At 43.6% G+C, this 18,832-nt stretch carries 16 protein-coding genes and 1 pseudogene; all 17 read right to left on the bottom strand.

The features are described 5' to 3' along the window. Positions 1–33: 33 nt before the first annotated feature. Positions 34–648, bottom strand: coding sequence for an HAD-IA family hydrolase (locus tag RWS24_RS03145; RefSeq protein WP_314365297.1), 615 nt, complete (start codon positions 646–648; stop codon positions 34–36). Next, positions 645–1,922, bottom strand: a complete 1,278-nt coding sequence (locus tag RWS24_RS03140; protein WP_314365295.1) for an MATE family efflux transporter — start codon at positions 1,920–1,922, stop codon at positions 645–647. The genes RWS24_RS03145 and RWS24_RS03140 overlap by 4 nt, the downstream gene beginning before the upstream one ends. A 182-nt stretch (positions 1,923–2,104) precedes the next feature. Further along, positions 2,105–3,040: a YitT family protein gene (locus RWS24_RS03135; protein ID WP_314365293.1), complete on the bottom strand. Its 936-nt coding sequence runs from the start codon at positions 3,038–3,040 to the stop codon at positions 2,105–2,107. Continuing rightward, a complete protein-coding gene (aspS, locus tag RWS24_RS03130; protein ID WP_314365291.1) occupies positions 3,027–4,781 on the bottom strand; it encodes an aspartate--tRNA ligase in 1,755 nt (584 codons plus the stop codon). The genes RWS24_RS03135 and aspS overlap by 14 nt, the downstream gene beginning before the upstream one ends. A 169-nt stretch (positions 4,782–4,950) precedes the next feature. Continuing rightward, positions 4,951–5,163, bottom strand: coding sequence for a hypothetical protein (locus RWS24_RS03125; protein WP_314365289.1), 213 nt, complete (start codon positions 5,161–5,163; stop codon positions 4,951–4,953). Positions 5,164–5,479: 316 nt separating this feature from the next. Beyond that, positions 5,480–5,854, bottom strand: a pseudogene (locus RWS24_RS03120) (hypothetical protein). A gap of 241 nt (positions 5,855–6,095) precedes the next feature. Next, complete coding sequence (locus RWS24_RS03115; RefSeq protein WP_003007809.1) at positions 6,096–6,401, bottom strand: hypothetical protein; 306 nt, start codon at positions 6,399–6,401, stop codon at positions 6,096–6,098. An 11-nt stretch (positions 6,402–6,412) separates the two neighbouring features. Continuing rightward, a complete protein-coding gene (locus RWS24_RS03110) occupies positions 6,413–8,713 on the bottom strand; it encodes a hypothetical protein (RefSeq protein ID WP_314365287.1) in 2,301 nt (766 codons plus the stop codon). Positions 8,714–8,773: 60 nt separating this feature from the next. Continuing rightward, positions 8,774–9,136, bottom strand: coding sequence for a hypothetical protein (locus RWS24_RS03105; protein ID WP_314365286.1), 363 nt, complete (start codon positions 9,134–9,136; stop codon positions 8,774–8,776). A 91-nt stretch (positions 9,137–9,227) separates the two neighbouring features. Beyond that, positions 9,228–9,527, bottom strand: coding sequence for a DUF4176 domain-containing protein (locus tag RWS24_RS03100; RefSeq protein WP_314365285.1), 300 nt, complete (start codon positions 9,525–9,527; stop codon positions 9,228–9,230). Beyond that, positions 9,520–10,191 carry a hypothetical protein gene (locus RWS24_RS03095; RefSeq protein WP_314365283.1) on the bottom strand — a complete coding sequence of 224 codons (672 nt, stop codon included), beginning with the start codon at positions 10,189–10,191 and terminating at the stop codon, positions 9,520–9,522. The genes RWS24_RS03100 and RWS24_RS03095 overlap by 8 nt, the downstream gene beginning before the upstream one ends. Before the next feature lie 6 nt (positions 10,192–10,197). Continuing rightward, the gene (locus RWS24_RS03090; protein ID WP_314365282.1) at positions 10,198–11,994 is read right to left on the bottom strand and encodes a glycine zipper domain-containing protein; all 1,797 of its coding nucleotides are present in this window, start codon (positions 11,992–11,994) and stop codon (positions 10,198–10,200) included. A gap of 72 nt (positions 11,995–12,066) precedes the next feature. Next, positions 12,067–12,441: a TIGR04197 family type VII secretion effector gene (locus RWS24_RS03085; protein ID WP_125378274.1), complete on the bottom strand. Its 375-nt coding sequence runs from the start codon at positions 12,439–12,441 to the stop codon at positions 12,067–12,069. Between the two features lie 11 nt (positions 12,442–12,452). Beyond that, positions 12,453–16,868 (bottom strand): type VII secretion protein EssC, encoded by a 4,416-nt coding sequence (gene essC / locus RWS24_RS03080; RefSeq protein WP_314365278.1) that lies wholly within the window; start codon positions 16,866–16,868, stop codon positions 12,453–12,455. Positions 16,869–16,870: 2 nt separating this feature from the next. After that, complete coding sequence (gene essB, locus RWS24_RS03075) at positions 16,871–18,130, bottom strand: type VII secretion protein EssB (RefSeq protein ID WP_314365277.1); 1,260 nt, start codon at positions 18,128–18,130, stop codon at positions 16,871–16,873. 1 nt (position 18,131) lies between these two features. Next, positions 18,132–18,371, bottom strand: coding sequence for an EsaB/YukD family protein (locus tag RWS24_RS03070; protein WP_002894139.1), 240 nt, complete (start codon positions 18,369–18,371; stop codon positions 18,132–18,134). Position 18,372: 1 nt separating this feature from the next. Continuing rightward, positions 18,373–18,831 (bottom strand): type VII secretion protein EssA, encoded by a 459-nt coding sequence (gene essA / locus RWS24_RS03065; protein ID WP_002907520.1) that lies wholly within the window; start codon positions 18,829–18,831, stop codon positions 18,373–18,375. Position 18,832: the final 1 nt, after the last annotated feature.

Raw genomic sequence — 18,832 nt, 5'->3', positions numbered from 1 at the left:
TAGACTGACAGTAGATCAGTTCTTGTCTGCTTTTTATTTTGTAAATAATTGCTTGATATCCACCAACTTTTCTATTTTCAGATTGATTTCTGGTCGGTAATCACAGAAGTTGATGCTCTGGATGCCACTGTTGACGGCGACATCCACATCCAGGGTTCGGTCGCCGATATAGTAGGTTTCCTGTTTATTCAGGCCATATTTCTCGAGCAGATAGTCGACACCTTCTGGGTGGGGCTTGCGCTCAAAGCCGTTGGCTGTTGTGATGATTTCTATAAAATAATCATGAATTCCCAAGTCTTTTAAGATTTTATAAGCATTGAGTCCTTTGTGGGTATAGACGAACTGGGCAATGCCCTGCTCTTCAGCCCAGGCCAGTATCTCTGCCGCTCCCTCCATTAGATGGATCTGAGCATTCTTCTCCTTTAGGCTTGCTCCACGGAAGGCATTCATTTCGGCAGCATCCAGCCCCTTCTCAAACGCTACTTTTTCCAAGAGCTTCTGGACAGAGTGCTTTAGAATATAGCTGTGAATACTCGCCCTGTCGAAGTCCAGACCATAGTGAGCATAGGTTTCCTCAATCCCCGCCAAAATAGCATCGTAGGAGTCCAGCAAGGTGCCGTCCAAATCCCAAATAAACGCTTTTGTCATGTGATTTCCCTCATTTTTCTGTCAAATAAAACCTTTAAAAATAGCCAGCGGAAGCCATTGTCCAAGAGCATCCCAGTCCAGACTCCCGGCAGACCCAAACCAAAGGTCACACCCAGCAAGTAACCGGCAATAATGCGAATCAGCCACATGCCAACAGTCGTGGCATAAAAGGGCAGTCTGGCATTCCCCAGCCCCTGCCAGATGGCGGTGTAAATCACGGTTCCGACTGCCATGGGAGTTCCCAGCAAGGAGAAAAGCATGACCGAAAGACTGGCTGTGATAGCTCCGCTATTATCCGTATAGAGCAAAGTCAGTGGCCGACCAAAAACGAAAATTCCTAGAGCCACGGGCAACATGCAAGCTAAGGAAAGCCAGAAGGTCCGCTGACGAATCAGAACGACCTCTTGCATATCTCCCTCACCTACCGCATGACCTACCAGCATGACTGTTGCTGTCGCGACCCCGAAGATTGGCATATAATTAAACTGAGTCAGGACTTCACCGATGGCATTCCCCGCTACTGCGTCCGTCCCAAAGACGACCACAATGGCGATAATAACTACATCACCCGCCCGCATCATGAGCCGCTCTCCAGCAGCTGGCAGAGACAGGCGCAAGAGCTCTCCATCTAAGCCCCAGCGCCAGCGGATTGTGGACAAATCCAGCTCCCGCCAGAGAATCAGCACACCGACCAAACGAGCCAGCACCGTCCCCAACGCTACACCGATAATACCAAGCCGAAAGATGTAAATCCCCAGACCGGAAAAGAGGGCATTGAGGACATTGGTCAGAAGACTGACATACATGGGGAATCTAGGATTGCGCGTGACCCGCACTAAAGCTCCAAAAGAAGTCATCAAGCCTAGCAGAACAATAGTCCCACCAACCAGAGCCAGATAAAGACCGCCTGCTTCAGCCACTGCCTTTTCTGTCCCCAGAAGGTCCAGCATCTGCCTGCCAAAGAGCAGGGAAACGAGGCCCAACAGAAGACTCAGAAGCAGCGTCAGCTTGATAGCCTCGACTGTATGATAGGACAAACGCTCCTTGTCCCCTTGAGCCAGAGTTTTGGAGATGAGACTGGAAATAGCAGCCCCCAGAGCGATAAAGATTGCCTGATAAATCGTAATGATGTTGCCGGCCACCGAGACACCGGAAATCGCAATCAGCCCAAGACTGGCTACCAGATAGCTGTCGACCATTCCCATGAGCATCTGCAAAAAATTCTCCGCCATAGCCGGCAAGGCGATATTCATGATTTTTTTATACGTCGTCATTGTCTGAAAATCTCCTGCATTTGTATATCCTTTCTTACTTGAGATTTCCACCCTCCACAATAGAGAATAGAAAGCGGTGGGACTATTGTCCTACCGCATATTAATCTCCTATCACAAAAGCTCGTTTTACGCACAAACTCCCACACTATACTACTTCGCATTCCCAAGCTTAATGAATATCTTCACTCCTCCACAAAGAGTCCCAAGATATGGACATTATCTGCGACGGAGACGAAGGCAGTTGGATCCGTATTTTTCATGATTTGCTTGAATTCATTAAACTCAGCTCGAGTAATAACCGTCACCAGAACAGCTTTTTGCTCATGATTGTAAGTTCCCTCGGCACCATGGATTACTGTAGCCCCACGATGCAGTTTGTTGTGAATCTTATCAATTACCCTATCTGGATGGCTGGTGATTATCATAGCCTGCATGCGCTTCTGCTTGGTAAAGACAGCATCCGTCACTCGGCTTGATACAAAAATAGTAATCATGGAGTACAGCGCATACTCCCAGCCAAAGGTCAGACCTGCAATCAGCATAATAATCCCATTGACAATCAGTGAAATATGGCCAACATTCCGGCCTGTTTTTTTCCGAACAGTCAGACTGACAATATCAGTCCCACCACTGGAAATGCTGGACTTAAGGGCAAAACCAATCCCCGTGCCCATGACCACACCACCGAAAAGGGCGTTGATAATAGGATTGTCAGTCAAGGTTACTTCTGGCACAAACTGGATAAAGAGCGAGCTCATGGTAACCGTGATAAAGGTGAAAATGGTAAACTTATGCCCAATCTGGTACCAGGCCAGAATCATCAGCGGAATATTAATAGCGTAAAAGGTCACAGAAACCGGAATGGTAAAACCAAAGAAGCGAGTACTGAGGGCAGTGATGACCTGCGCCAGACCAGTCGCCCCGCTGGAATAAACATGCCCCGGCTGAAAGAAGAAATTGACTGCGACAGCTGACAAAAAGCCATAGACAAGCGAGGCAGAAATCTTCTCATCGTACTTCTCACGCGAGATACTCTTTAAAGACCGCAAAATCTTAAAATTATAAGCAAACCTGCGGACATAATAGCGAAAGAGTTTATAAAAATTAGTCTTCTTCATGTGCTTCCACTTGTAAACTTAATTCCTCTAGTTGAGCGACCGACACTGGGCTAGGCGCCTGTGTCATTGGATCAGAAGCCTTGTTATTTTTCGGAAAGGCGATAACTTCGCGGATATTTTCTTCACCAGCCAAGAGCATCACAAAGCGGTCCAAGCCCAGAGCTAGGCCACCATGTGGTGGAAAGCCATAGTCCATTGCTTCCAAAAGGAAGCCAAACTGCTCAGTAGCTTCTTGAGCTGAGAAGCCAAGCGCCTTGAACATCCGCTCCTGCAAATCTTTCTGATTAATCCGAAGACTGCCACCGCCTAACTCATAACCATTGAGGACGATATCATAAGCCACAGCCCGTACCTTGCTCAGGTCGCCTTCCAGCTCTTGCTCAGAATCTTTCTGAGGCAGGGTGAATGGATGGTGGGCGCTCATGTAGCGGCCCTCTTCTTCTGACCATTCAAACATAGGCCAGTCCACCACCCAAAGGTAATTGAATGTATCTGGGTTAATCAAGTTCAACTCTTTACCCAAGCGTACACGAAGAGCTCCCAAAGTAGCGTTTGCCACTTCCAAAGTATCAGCCACAAAGAGCACTAGGTCATTATTTTCAAGCTGTAAAGCTTCTGTCAACGGACTTGTCAGGTCTGTCAAGAACTTAGCAACTGGACCAGTCAGCTCACCATCAGCCACTTTCACCCAAGCAAGACCTTTAGCACCATGCTGTTTCGCTTGCTCTGTCAGCTTATCGATATCCTTACGAGAGTATTTATCTGCAGCATTTTTCACCACAATGGCCTTTACAGCTGGAGCCTCTGAAAAGACCTTGAAGTCAACTCCCTTGACAAGCTCTGTCAAGTCCTGCAACAACATTTCAAAGCGCGTATCTGGCTTATCAACCCCATAGAGAGCCATAGCCTCATCATACTTCATGCGAGGGAAAGGTAGAGACACCTCAATACCCTTGGTCTCTTTCATAACACGAGCAATCAGGCCTTCTGTAATGTCCTGGATCTCCTGCTCAGACAAGAAGGAAGTCTCCAAGTCCACCTGAGTAAACTCTGGCTGACGGTCACCGCGCAAGTCCTCGTCCCGAAAACACTTGACAATTTGGTAATAACGGTCGAAACCAGCGTTCATCAAGAGCTGCTTGGTAATCTGTGGACTCTGAGGCAGAGCGTAAAAGTGCCCCTGATGAACCCGACTAGGCACCAAGTAATCACGCGCCCCTTCTGGCGTTGACTTAGACAAAAAAGGTGTCTCCACATCAAGGAACTCCAACTCATCTAGATAGTTGCGGATAGAGTGAGTGACCTTGGCACGGAGCTTGAAGTTCTCCAGCATCTCTGGCCGGCGCAAGTCCAGATAACGGTAGCGCAAGCGCGTATCGTCATTTACCTCGATGCCGTCTTTGATTTCAAAAGGCGTCGTCTTGGCTGTATTTAAGACAGTCAGACTTTCCACATGCAGCTCAACGCTTCCTGTCGCCAGCTTGTCATTGGCCTGCTCACGTGCAACCACCTTGCCTGTCACCTCCAGCACAAACTCACTGCGCAGGCTTTCTGCGGTCGCCATGACCTCTGCAGCCACCGTCTCAGGATTGATGACCAGCTGCATAATGCCTTCACGGTCGCGCAAATCAATGAAAATCAGACCGCCCAAATCCCGACGGCGGGCAACCCAGCCCTTCAAAGTGACTTCCTGACCAACATGCTCCTTGCGAACACGCCCAGCATACATAGAACGTTTCATCTTTACTCTCCAAATTTTTAATTCTGTTACTATTTTACCACAAAGCGCCTAAGAAAGCCCTTCTGTCCGTTCTTTTTCTGAAAAATATTAAAGCATCACATGACTAATGCTGACAGTTATAACAAAAGGCCTGAGGCAAAGACCTCAGACCCACTGTCTACTCTATAGATTATTCCTTTTTCTTGCGATTCTCGTAGAGACTAGGCGCAAACGCTTTTGTCACCATGGCTGTCAAGAAGCGAAATCCTCCTGCCGCCAGACCAAAAATCGGCGCCAAAGCACGGAAGAAAAAATCCCCCCGCATAAATAAACAAAGCAGACCCGTTATCACAAAGATAGCCAAGCCCTGCACCAGGGCCACCAACAGTATTTTCTTCATCATTTCCTCGACTTTCTATAGACTATTATAGCATAAGGGGGTGGTTGGGAGTGGAAAATTTTGTATTTTTAAAAATAACAGGATAAAAATGAGCGAAAAATAAAGACATTTCCAGATACAGAATAGCTTTCTTTTAGCAAATCAATAACTTGATAGAGACGGACTCATATAATTACTTGACGTGAGTCTGAAGGAAATCCTGTATACCTCCACTAAGTAGGTTCCCACACTCAAGATGATCTGACCGTAGAGATTGATGTTTGATGTAAAAACAAGAAATTGCTTCCAATCATCAGTGTATAAACAAGTTTCTCACAAGTCATTTTAATGGTGTCACATAATAATCAGGAAGTTTACTTATCCAGTCAATCCACATTTGCTCAGCAAGCGGACTTAATATTTCAAGCTCTTCTTGAGTAAATAAATCTATAGTTTCAGGTAAATAAATTAATGATGTAGGGCTCTCTTCTATGAATTGTTTTTCACTAGCCTTCTTTTCTTCTTCCGTTGGTGGTCAACGGTCATTCTGTGCTTTAAAGTCAATTTCTCCTGCCGTCCTCCTGCCTAATTGATATTCATCAAAAGCAGAAGGACTAATTTCAAAGATACGACGAACTGAAGCTACTCCAAATTTTCCAAAAGTATAGTATTTCCCCTCATGTATTCGAAAATCGTAATCCTTTGGTGTCTCAATCTTCTTAAAGTCATCAAATTTTTCCTATGTTATTTTTGTCCAACTCATTTTAATTACATCGTAATTGTCTAATTATAAATTTTCCCCACGGAACTTCATCAATAACTTCTTCTAGCATATTGCCTGGGAAAGTTCATCCTCCGGGCTTCCAAAAATCATAAAAAGCAGAAGCTTCTTTTCCTCTTGGAATTCTTGTATGAGATTGAGGAAATGCTTCTAATTTTAAAATTTGATGCATTTACTATGATTCCAAGTTTTCTATTTGATTTAAAAGCTCCCATAATCTATTATTATAGGCTTCAATTTCTTCATTAATTTTTAGTCGTTCCAAATAATCATTCTTCCAAACAAAAAAGTCTGATAGACCCCCTCTTGGAGGATAAAGGATATCTTTAATTTCTCTTATTGTAGGAAGTGAGTCACCATTTTCCAATGCACATTCTAATCCTTGTAAAAATGAAATTTGTACATGAATTGTTCCATCATTGTACTGATTTAATAGTGGTAATATTAATTTGATATTATCTAATAATTCTTTTCGTTTCATTTCTTTCCTCACTAATTTAATGGTTTTGAGCTAATAACCTCTACACCTTCTATTTTCCACGGAGTTTCAATAAAAATTTGTTCATATTCCAAACCACCTTGATAGATGCCTCCTTGACTCGCAACAGGTCCTCTGTATATTGTTGTGCCAGCTGGTATTTTTATTTCGTAAACTGTATTTAAAGGAGAGCTGCCAGTGTAGTTTCCTGAACGATCTGTCCAAATTGGTTTTACTGCCGTATTTATTCTAACTTCTATCTCAGAATGTGGGGCTGATTCTGTAAACCATTGCCCTAGCGGATTGCTTTGGTCGCCAGCTCTGTATAATATTTTAGGAGACTTCAAAACTTCAACATCATACCGTCCCCCATAAAAATTAACATTAGGCTGACCTCTTAAATCATTTAGTGGACCAGGATTTGTATATGAATTATATTCATAAGTTTGCAAATCGGGATATTTAGATTGAATATTATTTACTACTGGTCCATCAACATCTAAATTCTTAGGTGCAGGCTGAGGCTTGACTACCGGCTGAATCCTCGTGCTTGGAATCTTAATCCTACCCGCAAAATCTGTATCCAATCCATAAATTGGCTTCCCATTGTAGACTTGATACCCCACATAAGATCCAACCATCATATCTGTCCAAGCAACCGTATCTGGAATAGCTTTGACCCATCCATAGTTTTTTGCTGTAATGATTTCAGCTTCTGTAGCCGGTTCATTAGTACTTGGATTTTTTCCTGTTTCAAGAATATATGCATTGCGCTTTGTTATATAATTTGGATCACGCCAATCAATAGGCTGTTCTTTCATCAACTGGTTAAAGCGATAGTAACTATAGTCTTTCTTAGCCTTATCTGCATCAGACATCATTAGATAATCCAATTCTAACCCTATCCTGCTATTCATAAATTCTATATGTCTAGAACTCAACTCTCCAGCCGATAACTCATCTATCTCTTTCTTATCTGAGTCCCTCAAGTTCTCAAACATCTTATTGTTTCGCTGTTTTTCATCAAGAGGAGTATCCCCCAAGCTAGTCAAAAATTGATGGCGAAAATAAATATATTCAATTTGAATAGGGGTTAAACCTTTCCTTTGAGGGAAAAATTTACCAGTTTGCCGATAACTTGAATATTCATTTATCAAACCTTTATACTTTTCTTCAAGTTCAGCTAAATTATACCTATCAATTTGATCATAGAATTTCTTGGCTTTCAATTTTTTTGAGATTGTATGTGGAATGGATAAGGAAGGATGCTTTTTATAAAAAACTTCTAAAAAATTTAATTCTTCTTTGTTTAGTTCCTCTCCTTTTTTATCCTTAACTATAAGTTTCTCATATAAATTTTCTTCCTGAATCGCTTTCTCTAAACTTATATGTAACTGAAAATCCGGATGCTTCTTTTTAAAATCCTCAATGAAAATTTTATCTTCATCATTTAACAAAGTTCCATTATCCACCTTGTCAATGATAGAGCGATATTTCATCTCCTCTGCCTTGACCTGACGTGCTTGCTGTACGTACTCTAAAACAGAAGCATCCACGCGTTCTGGATAAGCCGCCGCATATCGCTCTATCGCTGTCAGTTCCGCTTCAGTCAGAGATTCACCGTTGTATACCTTATCCAGCGCTGACCAATAGTTGTTCTCCAAAGCTATCTCCCGGTCTGCCCAGCCCTGCTCAACATCACTCACCCAAGTTAAGTCCTCCGGCAAAGCAAAGCCGCCACCGCCAAAGGAGACTGAAATACCTGACATCGCCTGAGAAATCAAGAGCTGATAAGTATCTGCTGAGGTGCAGGCAAGTAAAGACTCCGCACTAAATGCCCTCAGATTGGCCAGTTTTTCCTGAGTAGCAGTCAGTTGATTTTGCGCTGCTGTAAGCTGATTTTGTAAACTGCTAATTCTTGCCGCATCTCCTGCAGCTGGTTTAGATTTAGATTGAAGACCAGAAATCGAAGCGCTGAGCCCCATACAACCTCTCGTTGCACTATCAATCTCCGCTTGCAGCTGTTCCTCATCTAAATTCTCAGCTCCACACTTAGCCACATAACTATCCGCCAGTGTGTTCGCTGCATCCGCAACTGCTTCAGAGTAGAGAATACACCCTTTATAATAAGGACTCATGACACTTGTCGCATATGCACGGGCTGCATCATAGCCTGTTCCTATCAGCTCACCGCCGCTGCCGCCAAAGCTGTCAAAGGCACTAATCAACTGGTTGAACCCTGCTACACGTGACTGTGAGGCAGACGACATCGTAGAAGACTGTGTCTGCAGGCTAGCGTAATTTACCTTTACCATATACTTCCTTTCTGTTAGTGAATTTAGATTGCTGAAATCTTTAGCTAAAACTTTATCAACCTATTGCTTATCACGCTCCAGTTTTTTACGCTGATCATGCAGAGCAGTTAACTGCGTTTGATAAGCTTGGTAACGTTTCTTAATCGCTTTGTCTTCTTCCTCAAAGTCAACTTCCAGCGTCCGTGTAGTCGCCTCAATATCATCTAAAAGATAATGATAGAATGCTGAATGTGACGAAGTCACCCCTATATCCAACAAGTTCTTAAAGTGAAATAGGGCGCTGCCTTGTGAGGACATTACATCCTCCCGCGTCACCTTAAATTGACGATATTCAACATCCAAATCATCTATTTTATGTTGCAGTTCATACTGACGACGATGTAACTCGTCCAGCTGATCTTGCTTCGATTTTTCTTTTTTCATTATAACCTCTTAAAATTAAATAATCAAAAACTATACTTTGTATAAACAGAAGTATAGTTTTTAAAATAATCATTAAATCATCTAACCGAACTTATAGCTCTGTAACTCCTTTTTTAAAACCAGCCTTTTTAACTAGCTGATAAAAATTAGATTCAAATTCTATTTCAGCATCATTCTTATATCCCATAAATACGACTTCACGGATATCACTGTGATTAAAGAAATAAAGCTGATTGGGTTGCTGATAACCAGTTGGTACAAGAACACTTGTATACTCAAAATATACAGGTTCTTGATTTTGTTCTACTAGCGAACCCCTGCCGATAATAATTAGTTCTGTTTGATCTTTTAGTTTAACCACTGTTCCCAATGGTAATAGTGTTTCACTCATGTTTCTTCTCCTTTTCTTCTGCAAATATCACTTTCCCTTGCTCATACTTCCGCACGGCTAACAACCAGCGGATGGGGTTGTTTTGGAATAAGAAAAGGTACAACAAGGCAGGAAAGAGACCTATCAATAATGAAAATAAAATTTGTGCATCAAATTTCTCCTGCCTTATAAATGAATTTACAATATTTGGTATGGTAGCAATTCCTATAAATGCTAAAAATATAATTAGTAACTGTATTATTAGAAAAACTATCATCTTCCCAAATGTCGCTTTTTTCTTGCTAAAATTCTCCCAAAACAGATTTGAATCAACGGCTTTCGCAAACTGTTGAGAACTTGCCCCCTGAACCTGCTTCACTTCTTTATACAAGGCCTCTTCCATCATCCATATAAAGCCAAAGCAGACAAAGAACTGGGCAGCGATATAAGGCGGAACCATCCAGCTGCTGTATCGAAAACCGGAAAAAGCTGGTATAGCTACCATTCCCCCTATCAAACCTAAGAAAATGAAAACCAACATCAAAGGAATAATGGCCTTATTAGTCTTCCTAGCCCCTTCCGTATTTAACAAGACACTCTTATCGGCTGCCAAAGCCTCTTTTGTTCGCGTGTTATAGTAGACGGCTTCATCACCGCTCTGTCCAATAAAAATTATTTTTCTCATATTCAATCACCATAGTTTAAATATACTGCCATCAGTAAGGTCTGATAACTCAAGTTTCTCATGTCTTGATTCATCATACATTGTAGAAAGCGCATTCCCTATTACTGTTCCAGCATAAGCTCCGATAAGCGTTCCAACAACAGGAATTGGTATGGCTGAGCCAATGACAGAACCGATAATAGTTGAAGTTGCAGTAATTCCAGTATGGGCTGCCGCATCTTGCAGAGCAACCTCATCACCATACTTATCTTTTCGCTCTAGATAAGTCGATACACCCGAAGCCAGCGAACCAATAACACCCATTTTACCTAAATGATTGCTAACACTCCCACCTAGCTTCGTAAGTCTTCCGGCATCATCAGCCACGTTCACAAGGTCATCCGCTTTATCTAATAATTTCATATTATCAGAATTTCCCACAGCCTCATTGAGGCTTTTTATTTTATCCCAAGTTTTGTTACCAGTCCATGCTCCATTACCAATTGCATTAACTGTTTCTGCAGTTTCTATAATTCCCCCAGTGAATTGAATATAACCATCTGCAAGGTTAAAGGAAACATCCATCCCTTCAGCTAATCCTGTGGTATTAAAATGATTCAAAGATTCTGCTAAATAATCCGGTACTTTTTCATCAGGATGGCTTTGATAGTAGGCTCTGAGAGCTAGGATTTCTTTTTCAGTATAGACAGCTGATGTACCCTCTTTCTTTGCTTTTGAAAGAACCTGTTTATAATTAACAGTAACTTTTGCAGCTTCAAACCTTTTTCTATCCCCATCACTCAAAGATACGTCAGAATGAGAATTTAAATATTTTTCAATCGCTTTTACATCTGCAGCGGTTAATTCTTTATTATTATTTAATTTTTCTAGTGCAGCACTATATTTATTTTTCTCACCTATTTCCTTAGTCACTGAATCACTGTTCACTTGAACATCTGGATGGTTTTTCTTATATTCTTCAAAAAATTTAGTTTCCTCATCTGTCAAAGATTTCCCTGCATCCACCTTGTCAATGATAGAGCGATATTTCATCTCCTCTGCCTTGACCTGACGTGCTTGCTGTACGTACTCTAAAGCAGAAGCATCCACCCGGTCTGGATAGGCTGCCGCATATCGCTCTATCGCTGTCAGCTCCGCTTCAGTCAGAGATTCGCCACTATATACCTTATCCAGTGCTGATAAATAGTTGTTCTCCAAGGCTATCTCCCGATCTGCCCAGCCCTGCTCAACATCACTCACCCAAGATAAGTCTTCCGGCAAAGCAAAGCCACCACCGCCAAAGGAGACTGAAATACCTGACATAGCCTTAGAAACCAAGCCCTGATAACCATCTGCCGAGGCACAGGCACTTGGAGACTCCGCACTGAATGCCCTCAGATTATCCAGTTTTTTCTGAGCAGCAGTCAGTTGGTTTTCCGCTGCTGTAAGCTGTTCTTGTAAGCGACCAATTCTTTCCGCATCTCCTGCAGCTGGTTTAGATTTAGATTGAAGACCAGAAATCGAAGCGCTGAGCCCCATACAACCTCTCGTTGCACTATCAATCTCCGCTTGCAGCTGTTCCTCATCTAAATTCTCAGCTCCACACTTAGCCACATAACTATCCGCCAGTGTGTTCGCTGCATCCGCAACTGCTTCAGAGTAGAGAATACACCCTTTATAATAAGGACTCATGACACTTGTCGCATATGCACGGGCTGCATCATAGCCTGTTCCTATCAGCTCACCGCCGCTGCCGCCGAAGCTGTCAAAGGCACTAATTAACTGATTGAAGCCTGCTACACGTGACTGTGAGGCAGACGACATCGTGGAAGACTGTGTCTGCAGGCTAGCGTAATTTACCTTTACCATATATGTTCCTTTCTAGTTGAACAATTATTAATTAGTTCCCTCACTAAATAACTGCTTATTTTTCTTCTTTCCTGAATTACTACCAGCAGTTCCTGACTCGACTGGCCCTGTATTTCTGTTAATATAATTGGCAATCTTTGCATCTGTTGTTTGAAACTCTGCATGAATACCATGTAAAACCTGAATGAAGTCAATAGATTGCTGTGCTGCTTGCTCACTTGCACTAACTTCGTTGTCAATATGACTACTAATAGTTCCAGAAGCAGCATATTGGCTGATAGAATCCTTTGTAGCAGTTTCTTTTCCTACTGAATGATAAGCTGAGACAATTCCATTTGCATAGTTTTGAACAGCTGTCGGATCAGATTGAATACCTACTCCCTGAGTTGTTCCTACTGACATAGTGTTCTCCTTTATATTGTAATTTTAAGTTTAACGCTGGATGGACGTCCATATAAATAAACCTCATCCTTATTTAAATAAGGTTCCTTGCTGTTATAAGGCTTTTCTAATATTGTTTGATCTGTTAAGCGCATTCCCAAAAGATAGTGTTGATTATATGCCTTAACCTGACGAGCAGGGCTGCCAATAGCATTATTGCTAATATAAGAATAAGAACTACCAACAACAAAATGCATATTGTATTTCCATCCCTCTTGGTAGAGTGCTGATACTTGTTCGCCTGTCAGGCCACTTGCCTGAACAAATTTCTCTAAATTAGGGATAAAGATGATAAAGTCGTGTCCAGTCTCACCTTTTTTACGATCCTCCAACTCAAGCATAAGCTGATTTGCCATGTCCTCAAGAGTTTCTGGTTCAGAGATACGGGCAAATAAGTCAAATTGACCATCATACTCATCGTCTACATCCATAAACATGACTTTCTTATTTGGAATGAGCTTGGTAAATATTTCTAAGAGATGGCGTGTAATATTCTCCAAATGTTCATCATCATTAGCTATATACAGAAGATGTTTAAAGCCTTTCAGAGGAATGTGTACACTTTCAACATTGACAAAGTCTAAACCTAGTGGTAGATTATTTTCTTTCAAAGCCTTTTGAACGCTTATTGTTTTCGCGAAAGTATCGAAGCTCAATTCTTCTGGAACAATCGGAATTGGTTTAGGTAGACTTCCTTCCCACTGTTCTGACATCATTCCTGCTTCAGAGCTAATTTGCTCAATTACTTCAAACGCGTCATCTCCTTTGGTTGGCAAAGCAACTTGGAAAATTTCTGGTTCATCAAGCTTTATCATTGCCCGTCCAGGCTTATCTTCAATTATTAACTGAGTACGACCAATTAAACTTCGAGTATCTATATCATCCGTTAATTTCAAAGAAATACGAGTTTTGATACTAGCTAATAGAGCAGCTTTGACAACCCCTATGCGACCAGCGGTAATGACCAGATATATTCCTAGACTCAGACCTTCACGAGAGATAATTTGAAAAGCATCTTCTAATTCCATAACCTGTGGAGATTCCTTGATAGCATCATAACCATCTAACATGAAGAATAGCTTTGGTATTTGATGCCCACTGATTTCTTGATAAAGATTGACATTGGCTACCATGTGTTTACGCAAAAGAGCTTTTCTGTATCGAATTTCTCCTTTTATGCGATTTATTAACTTTGTAATTTTCTCCTGATCGTCAATCATAATCGTATCAGCCACATGGGGTAATTGACGAAGCGGTAAAAGTCCATTTGTCCCAAAATCCAATAAATAGAAATTCACCTGATTAGGTGTGAACTGACGAGCCAAATCCATCGTCAAAGTTTGAATAAAAGTAGACTTACCTGTTAAAGGACCACCAAAAAGAGCAATATTCCCATCTTCATTAAAATCATGTTCTAATGTGTATTGAGCTTGTTGACTTGGTATATCCACATAACCAATCACCGCTTTTAAAGGTCGGTTCTTATGTGACCAAAATTCTTTGAAATCTCCCCTACGTAAATCTGTTGAATAGATTCTTTCTTTAAGCGGCGGCAGCCAAGGCTGTGGTACCGGTGGGATCTGCTGGCTCTCTGTCAGCAGTTGAATCTGACTGACAATGGCCTCCAGCTCCGTCGGCACTTCCTTGATATCCTCGGCTAGGTCAAGACCCGATAGGTCTTGATTGAGTACTTCGTATTGACCTAGGTCGTTAATCAGATAGATGGTATGGTCTTCAATGCCCATCTCGTCCTTATCCGGCTGGTAGTCTGCTCCTGACCAGGCTGACTGGAAGAGTTCATAGACTTCATTATTACCGACCTGCAGGTAGGCCCGGCCAGTCTGGGTAATCTCTGCCGCATCTGGCGTCTTAAGCATTTCCATCGAGTCCGTCCGGTCTGCCACCTTGAGCGCCAGCTTAAAGCGGGAGTTGGACCAGATCTGGTCATCTACCACCCCAGAGGGCTTCTGAGTCGCTAGGATCAAGTGTACCCCGAGGGAACGTCCGACCCGAGCGATGGATACCAGCTCCTTGATAAAGTCAGGCTGGTTGACCTTGAGCTCTGCGAACTCATCCGAGATGAGGAAGAGATGGGGCAGGGGTTCGGTTGCTTCTCCATTTTTAAATTTCTTTTGATATTGGTTGATATGATTGACTTCAAACTCTCTGAAGAGCCGCTCCCGACGGTGAATCTCCGCATTGATGGAAGCCAGCGCCCGCATGGATTGGGCCCCGTCCAAGTTGGTAATGGTTCCCAAGAGATGGGGCAGGTTCTTGAAGAGGTTGGCCATTCCCCCACCCTTGTAGTCGATGAGGAGAAAGGCCACATCGTGCGGGTGGAAGTTGACAGCCAGACTCAGGATATAGGACTGGATAGTCTCCGACTTCCCAGATCCGGTTGTCCCGGCAATCAGCCCGTGCGGTCCGTGAGCCTTTTCATGCAGGTTGAGGTAGACTAGGTCTTCCTTACCCCGCAGGCCGATAGGCACCGCCAAGCTCTTATAAGGTGCATTCTGTTGCCACTTTTGCAAGACTTGCAGGTCTGAGAAGGTCTCAGCCCCATACATCTCCATAAAAGTCACAGTATCAGGGATGGAGCTCTTGAGATTCTGCAGGTGATTGAGCGGCGCCAAGGTCCTAGCGATGCGCTCCTTGTCATAGCCTTCTGGGAAATGATCCAAGCGGAAGTCAATTTCTCTGAGGATGCCCTCTTCCATGACTAACTGACCAGTGTTGCGGTCCTTGATATTGACAACCGTCTTGATATTCTCAGACAGCGAGCTCATCACATCCTGCACGAAGATGAGTGAGCAGCCTAGGTCAGTTGGATCCTCTGTAAAGAACTCCATGATGATATGGTCGAGAATCAGCTTTTCATCTGTGACCAAGACCACATAGTGAGGGCTGTAGAGGGTCGTTTCCTGCCGAGTCGCTTCTTCCTTCTGAGTCTTGCGCAGTTTCAAGATCTGGTTCAGGCTGTTTAGGACCTGATCGTGCGTCCGTTGGTTATAGACAAAGCCACGGACATTCAGCTCTTGCAGAGTCGCATGCGGCAACCAGCGCAGCCAATCCCATTGGTCGCGCTCCTCCTCTGGCATGATGGTAATTACCTGTACATCGTGGTAGGAGTGAAAGACCGCCAGCTGCATGACTAAGAGCTGGAGCTGTTCCAAGACTAGATTGCGCGGACCGATATAACCGACCGGTCCATGGCTAAGATTAGCTACGATAGGAAGATCGGGAATTTTCTTATGCCGAGTGTAGAGAGCATAGCCCTCCTCTTCCAGCGCATCTTTCTTGCCGCTCCGCTCTTCTTGACCATATGTCAGCTTATAAGAGGTTGGCACCTGGCCAAGTCCCAAGCGATAGTAAAGAAAGTCAAAGTGCAGCGGTGTCTTCTCGTAGATGCGGTGGCTGTAGTCTGTCACCAGACCCGTCAGTTCATTAATGTTTGGAAAATGGTAGAGCATGCCATCACGCTGCTCACGTTCTAGCTTGTTTAGCTCAATAGCCTTGTCTTTCAGATAGAGGTGATAAAGATCTATGCGCTCCTTCTTGTCTTCCTTGAACTTCTTGCGGTTTTTGAAGAAACCGCGAACCGAAAAGATTGCACTAGCAATTGACATCGTTACCGTAACGAGGATATAAATCCCCCGCGGCTGAACCAGTGTAATCAACACCGTCACCCCAACCATGAGAAGTGGCGGCACAATCAGTCTCAAGAGCTCATCATTAGGCTTTTGAGGCTCCTTGCTTGGCGGAGCAATCTGAATCTTGTCCTCTGAACTCCGATAGATAATCCGCGGTGAGCGGTGATAGTCAGGATAGTCTGGATAGAAACCATGGCGAGAAGCGCCCCGCAAGGTCAGGTTAGAACTGACCGTAGCTGGACCCGTCACCCAGATTTCTTCTGGATAGACCTTGAGGCAGATGCCTTCCAAGCTCAGCTCGTCGCCGGCTTCCAGCTGGATTTGGTCTCCAGTCCACTCAACGTGATTGAGGTAGACTTGACCTCGCATCTTGGTCAAAAGCCAAGAATCATTCGTTCGCTTCAAGAGCAACTCCAAAGGCGCTTCCAGACTGATAGCTGCCCCCTTCTGGTCGCTGATGAGTAACTCTTTTCTGTCCAGTAGGTCATAAACAGCCGGTTCTGAATCAGATTGATACAAGGTCAGATTACCCAAGGCTATACCGTCAGTTACGACACCCGTTTCTTCCCCCATCTGATAAAAGACTTGACCTTCAGCTAGCTGAAGCTGGATAGGAGTCTCCTGATGAGGCAGGTAAAGCTGAGCCTTCTCACTCGCTGCTAGGAGAACTTTCTTGTCCTCTGTCAGCTGCAGCTCATAGCGCAGATGGTCTGTATAGATGATGATTGTCTTGCCCATACTTACTCCTTCGCGCTACTGCTAGATGACGCTTCACTGCTGGAGGAAGAGCTTGCTCCTGAAGAACCTTCCTCGCCAGAAGCGCTTGAGCTAGAATCACCAGTCAAAAGCTCCTTGCGGCTATCCCAGTACTTCTTATACTCGCCTTCCAAGGACTCAAGCTTAGTCTCCCGATCCTTACCAGACAAACTATCGTCCTCACGCACCTTTTTCATCTCCTGCGTCAAGGCATAGATGATCAGATCTGAGTCATTAATCCGTTTGGCTGTGTCCAAAGCATCTTCAAAATCATTACGTCCAACTTGAATCCAGTAATTGAGATACAAATCATCTGATTTCAGTGTGACATTGTTCAGGATGACCTTGCGCTGATCATCGGAAAATTCCAAACCTTGGATATAAGAATAGGCTAGTTCATATTTCTGTGTATTCGGCAGGCTCTTAGGAGAGATTCCTTCCAGCTCATCGATGACCTTGCTGTAGTCCACTTTGATAAAGGCAGTATCCGCCTGTAGCAACTTTTCCTTGAAAGGATTTTGTATGAAAATCAAGTAAATCAAAGGAATGGTCAAAATCACAACAGCTGCTGTCAGCCAGATGGTCGCCAGTTTGAAAATCTTATGCTGGCGCTTGGAGACCAGTGTCTGCTTCTCTGCTTCTTCTGCAGCCTTTTCCTGATAGGATTTTTCTAAAACTGCAACCGCATCTTCCAGACTGTCAGCCTCACGCAGCTCCACTAGGAAATCCGGCAGATTTTCTAGCTCTAATGAGCCCTTGTAAAGCTCCATAAAGTCCAGATCTGCAAAGAGCGTCACCGCAAAGCACTTAGCCTGACGCAAGAAGTCCTCCCGAGAAATAGACTGAGGTGTCATGATACCTGGAACACCGCGGTAGGCTATCTTCGCCTGCGCATCCTTGGTAATAAAGAGATTACTAGGATGCAGCAAAAAAGTCACTGGCAACTCCAGTGCAGCTTCTAGAGCAAACACATTAAGAGCCAGACGAATCCGCTCAGAAATCGTGCGCTTTTCAATCTCTTCCTTGGACAGCCCCAAAGGCTCAATCTGATAGGTGAAATAGACACTATCATGGTCGGCCTTAGTCTCCTGCTCCAAGAAAAGTGGATGGTGCAGGTCCAAAAGCAAGAGCTCCCGCAAATCCTGCGTTGCCACATCCGACCGCTTCAGCGTTAGGCTCCAATTCTTGTCATTTTTTTCATAGATAAACTCTTGTTCAGCAAATACAAATTTTTCCTCAGTCACCTTAAATCTCCTCAATCTCTACTAAATCTCCCGTTGTGACTGGATAATCAGCCAAAACCTTGCCCTCGTCCAGTATCAACCCCTTGTTAATAATCCGCAGCTGATACTTATGGCGCTTTCCTTCGATATTGAAAATCTGATCAATCTCCCGAATGAAGCGACGGACCTCAATCCGCTTAGGAATGCGAATATCCACGTCCTTATCCCGCAAACGGAGGGTGATATTGATATGTCCTTCCATCTTATACTTCTCCCTTACTGATACGATAGCTGACAAAGACAGTCATACTGACCAAGAGTATGGCTGCTACAAAGTAGACTACTCCTGGCAGAAAATCATCCCAGCTGCTCTCTTCATCGCTTTTCAAACTCGTCTGCAGCTTGGACAATTTTTCCGTTCCTGGCTGAAAAAGTTCCTTGGAATGGTAAATATCCGTCGGCCCCTGTATAGCAGAAAACAGTTGTCCCGCTTCTGTGGCCAACTGTTTATTTTGATACTGCTTCATTTCCTGAATTTTTTCCTGATTCTCAGCAACGAAAAGAGACTTGGTGCCTTCCGATTGTGCACCAAAGTTCAGTTCTTGCTCTTTTTCAATCCGCGAATTATCTATCTGCAGACGATTATCCTTCAGCTCATCTGCGGCGACAGCCGTCACCGCAAACGAACTTAGGAGTAGGAATAAAAACAGAATTTTTTTCATA

Origin of the sequence: uncultured Streptococcus sp. (assembly GCF_963528215.1) — a bacterium.
GTDB lineage: Bacteria > Bacillota > Bacilli > Lactobacillales > Streptococcaceae > Streptococcus.
The sequence above is the reverse complement of the archived record's forward strand: the minus strand, read 5'-3'. Positions and strand labels throughout refer to the sequence as shown.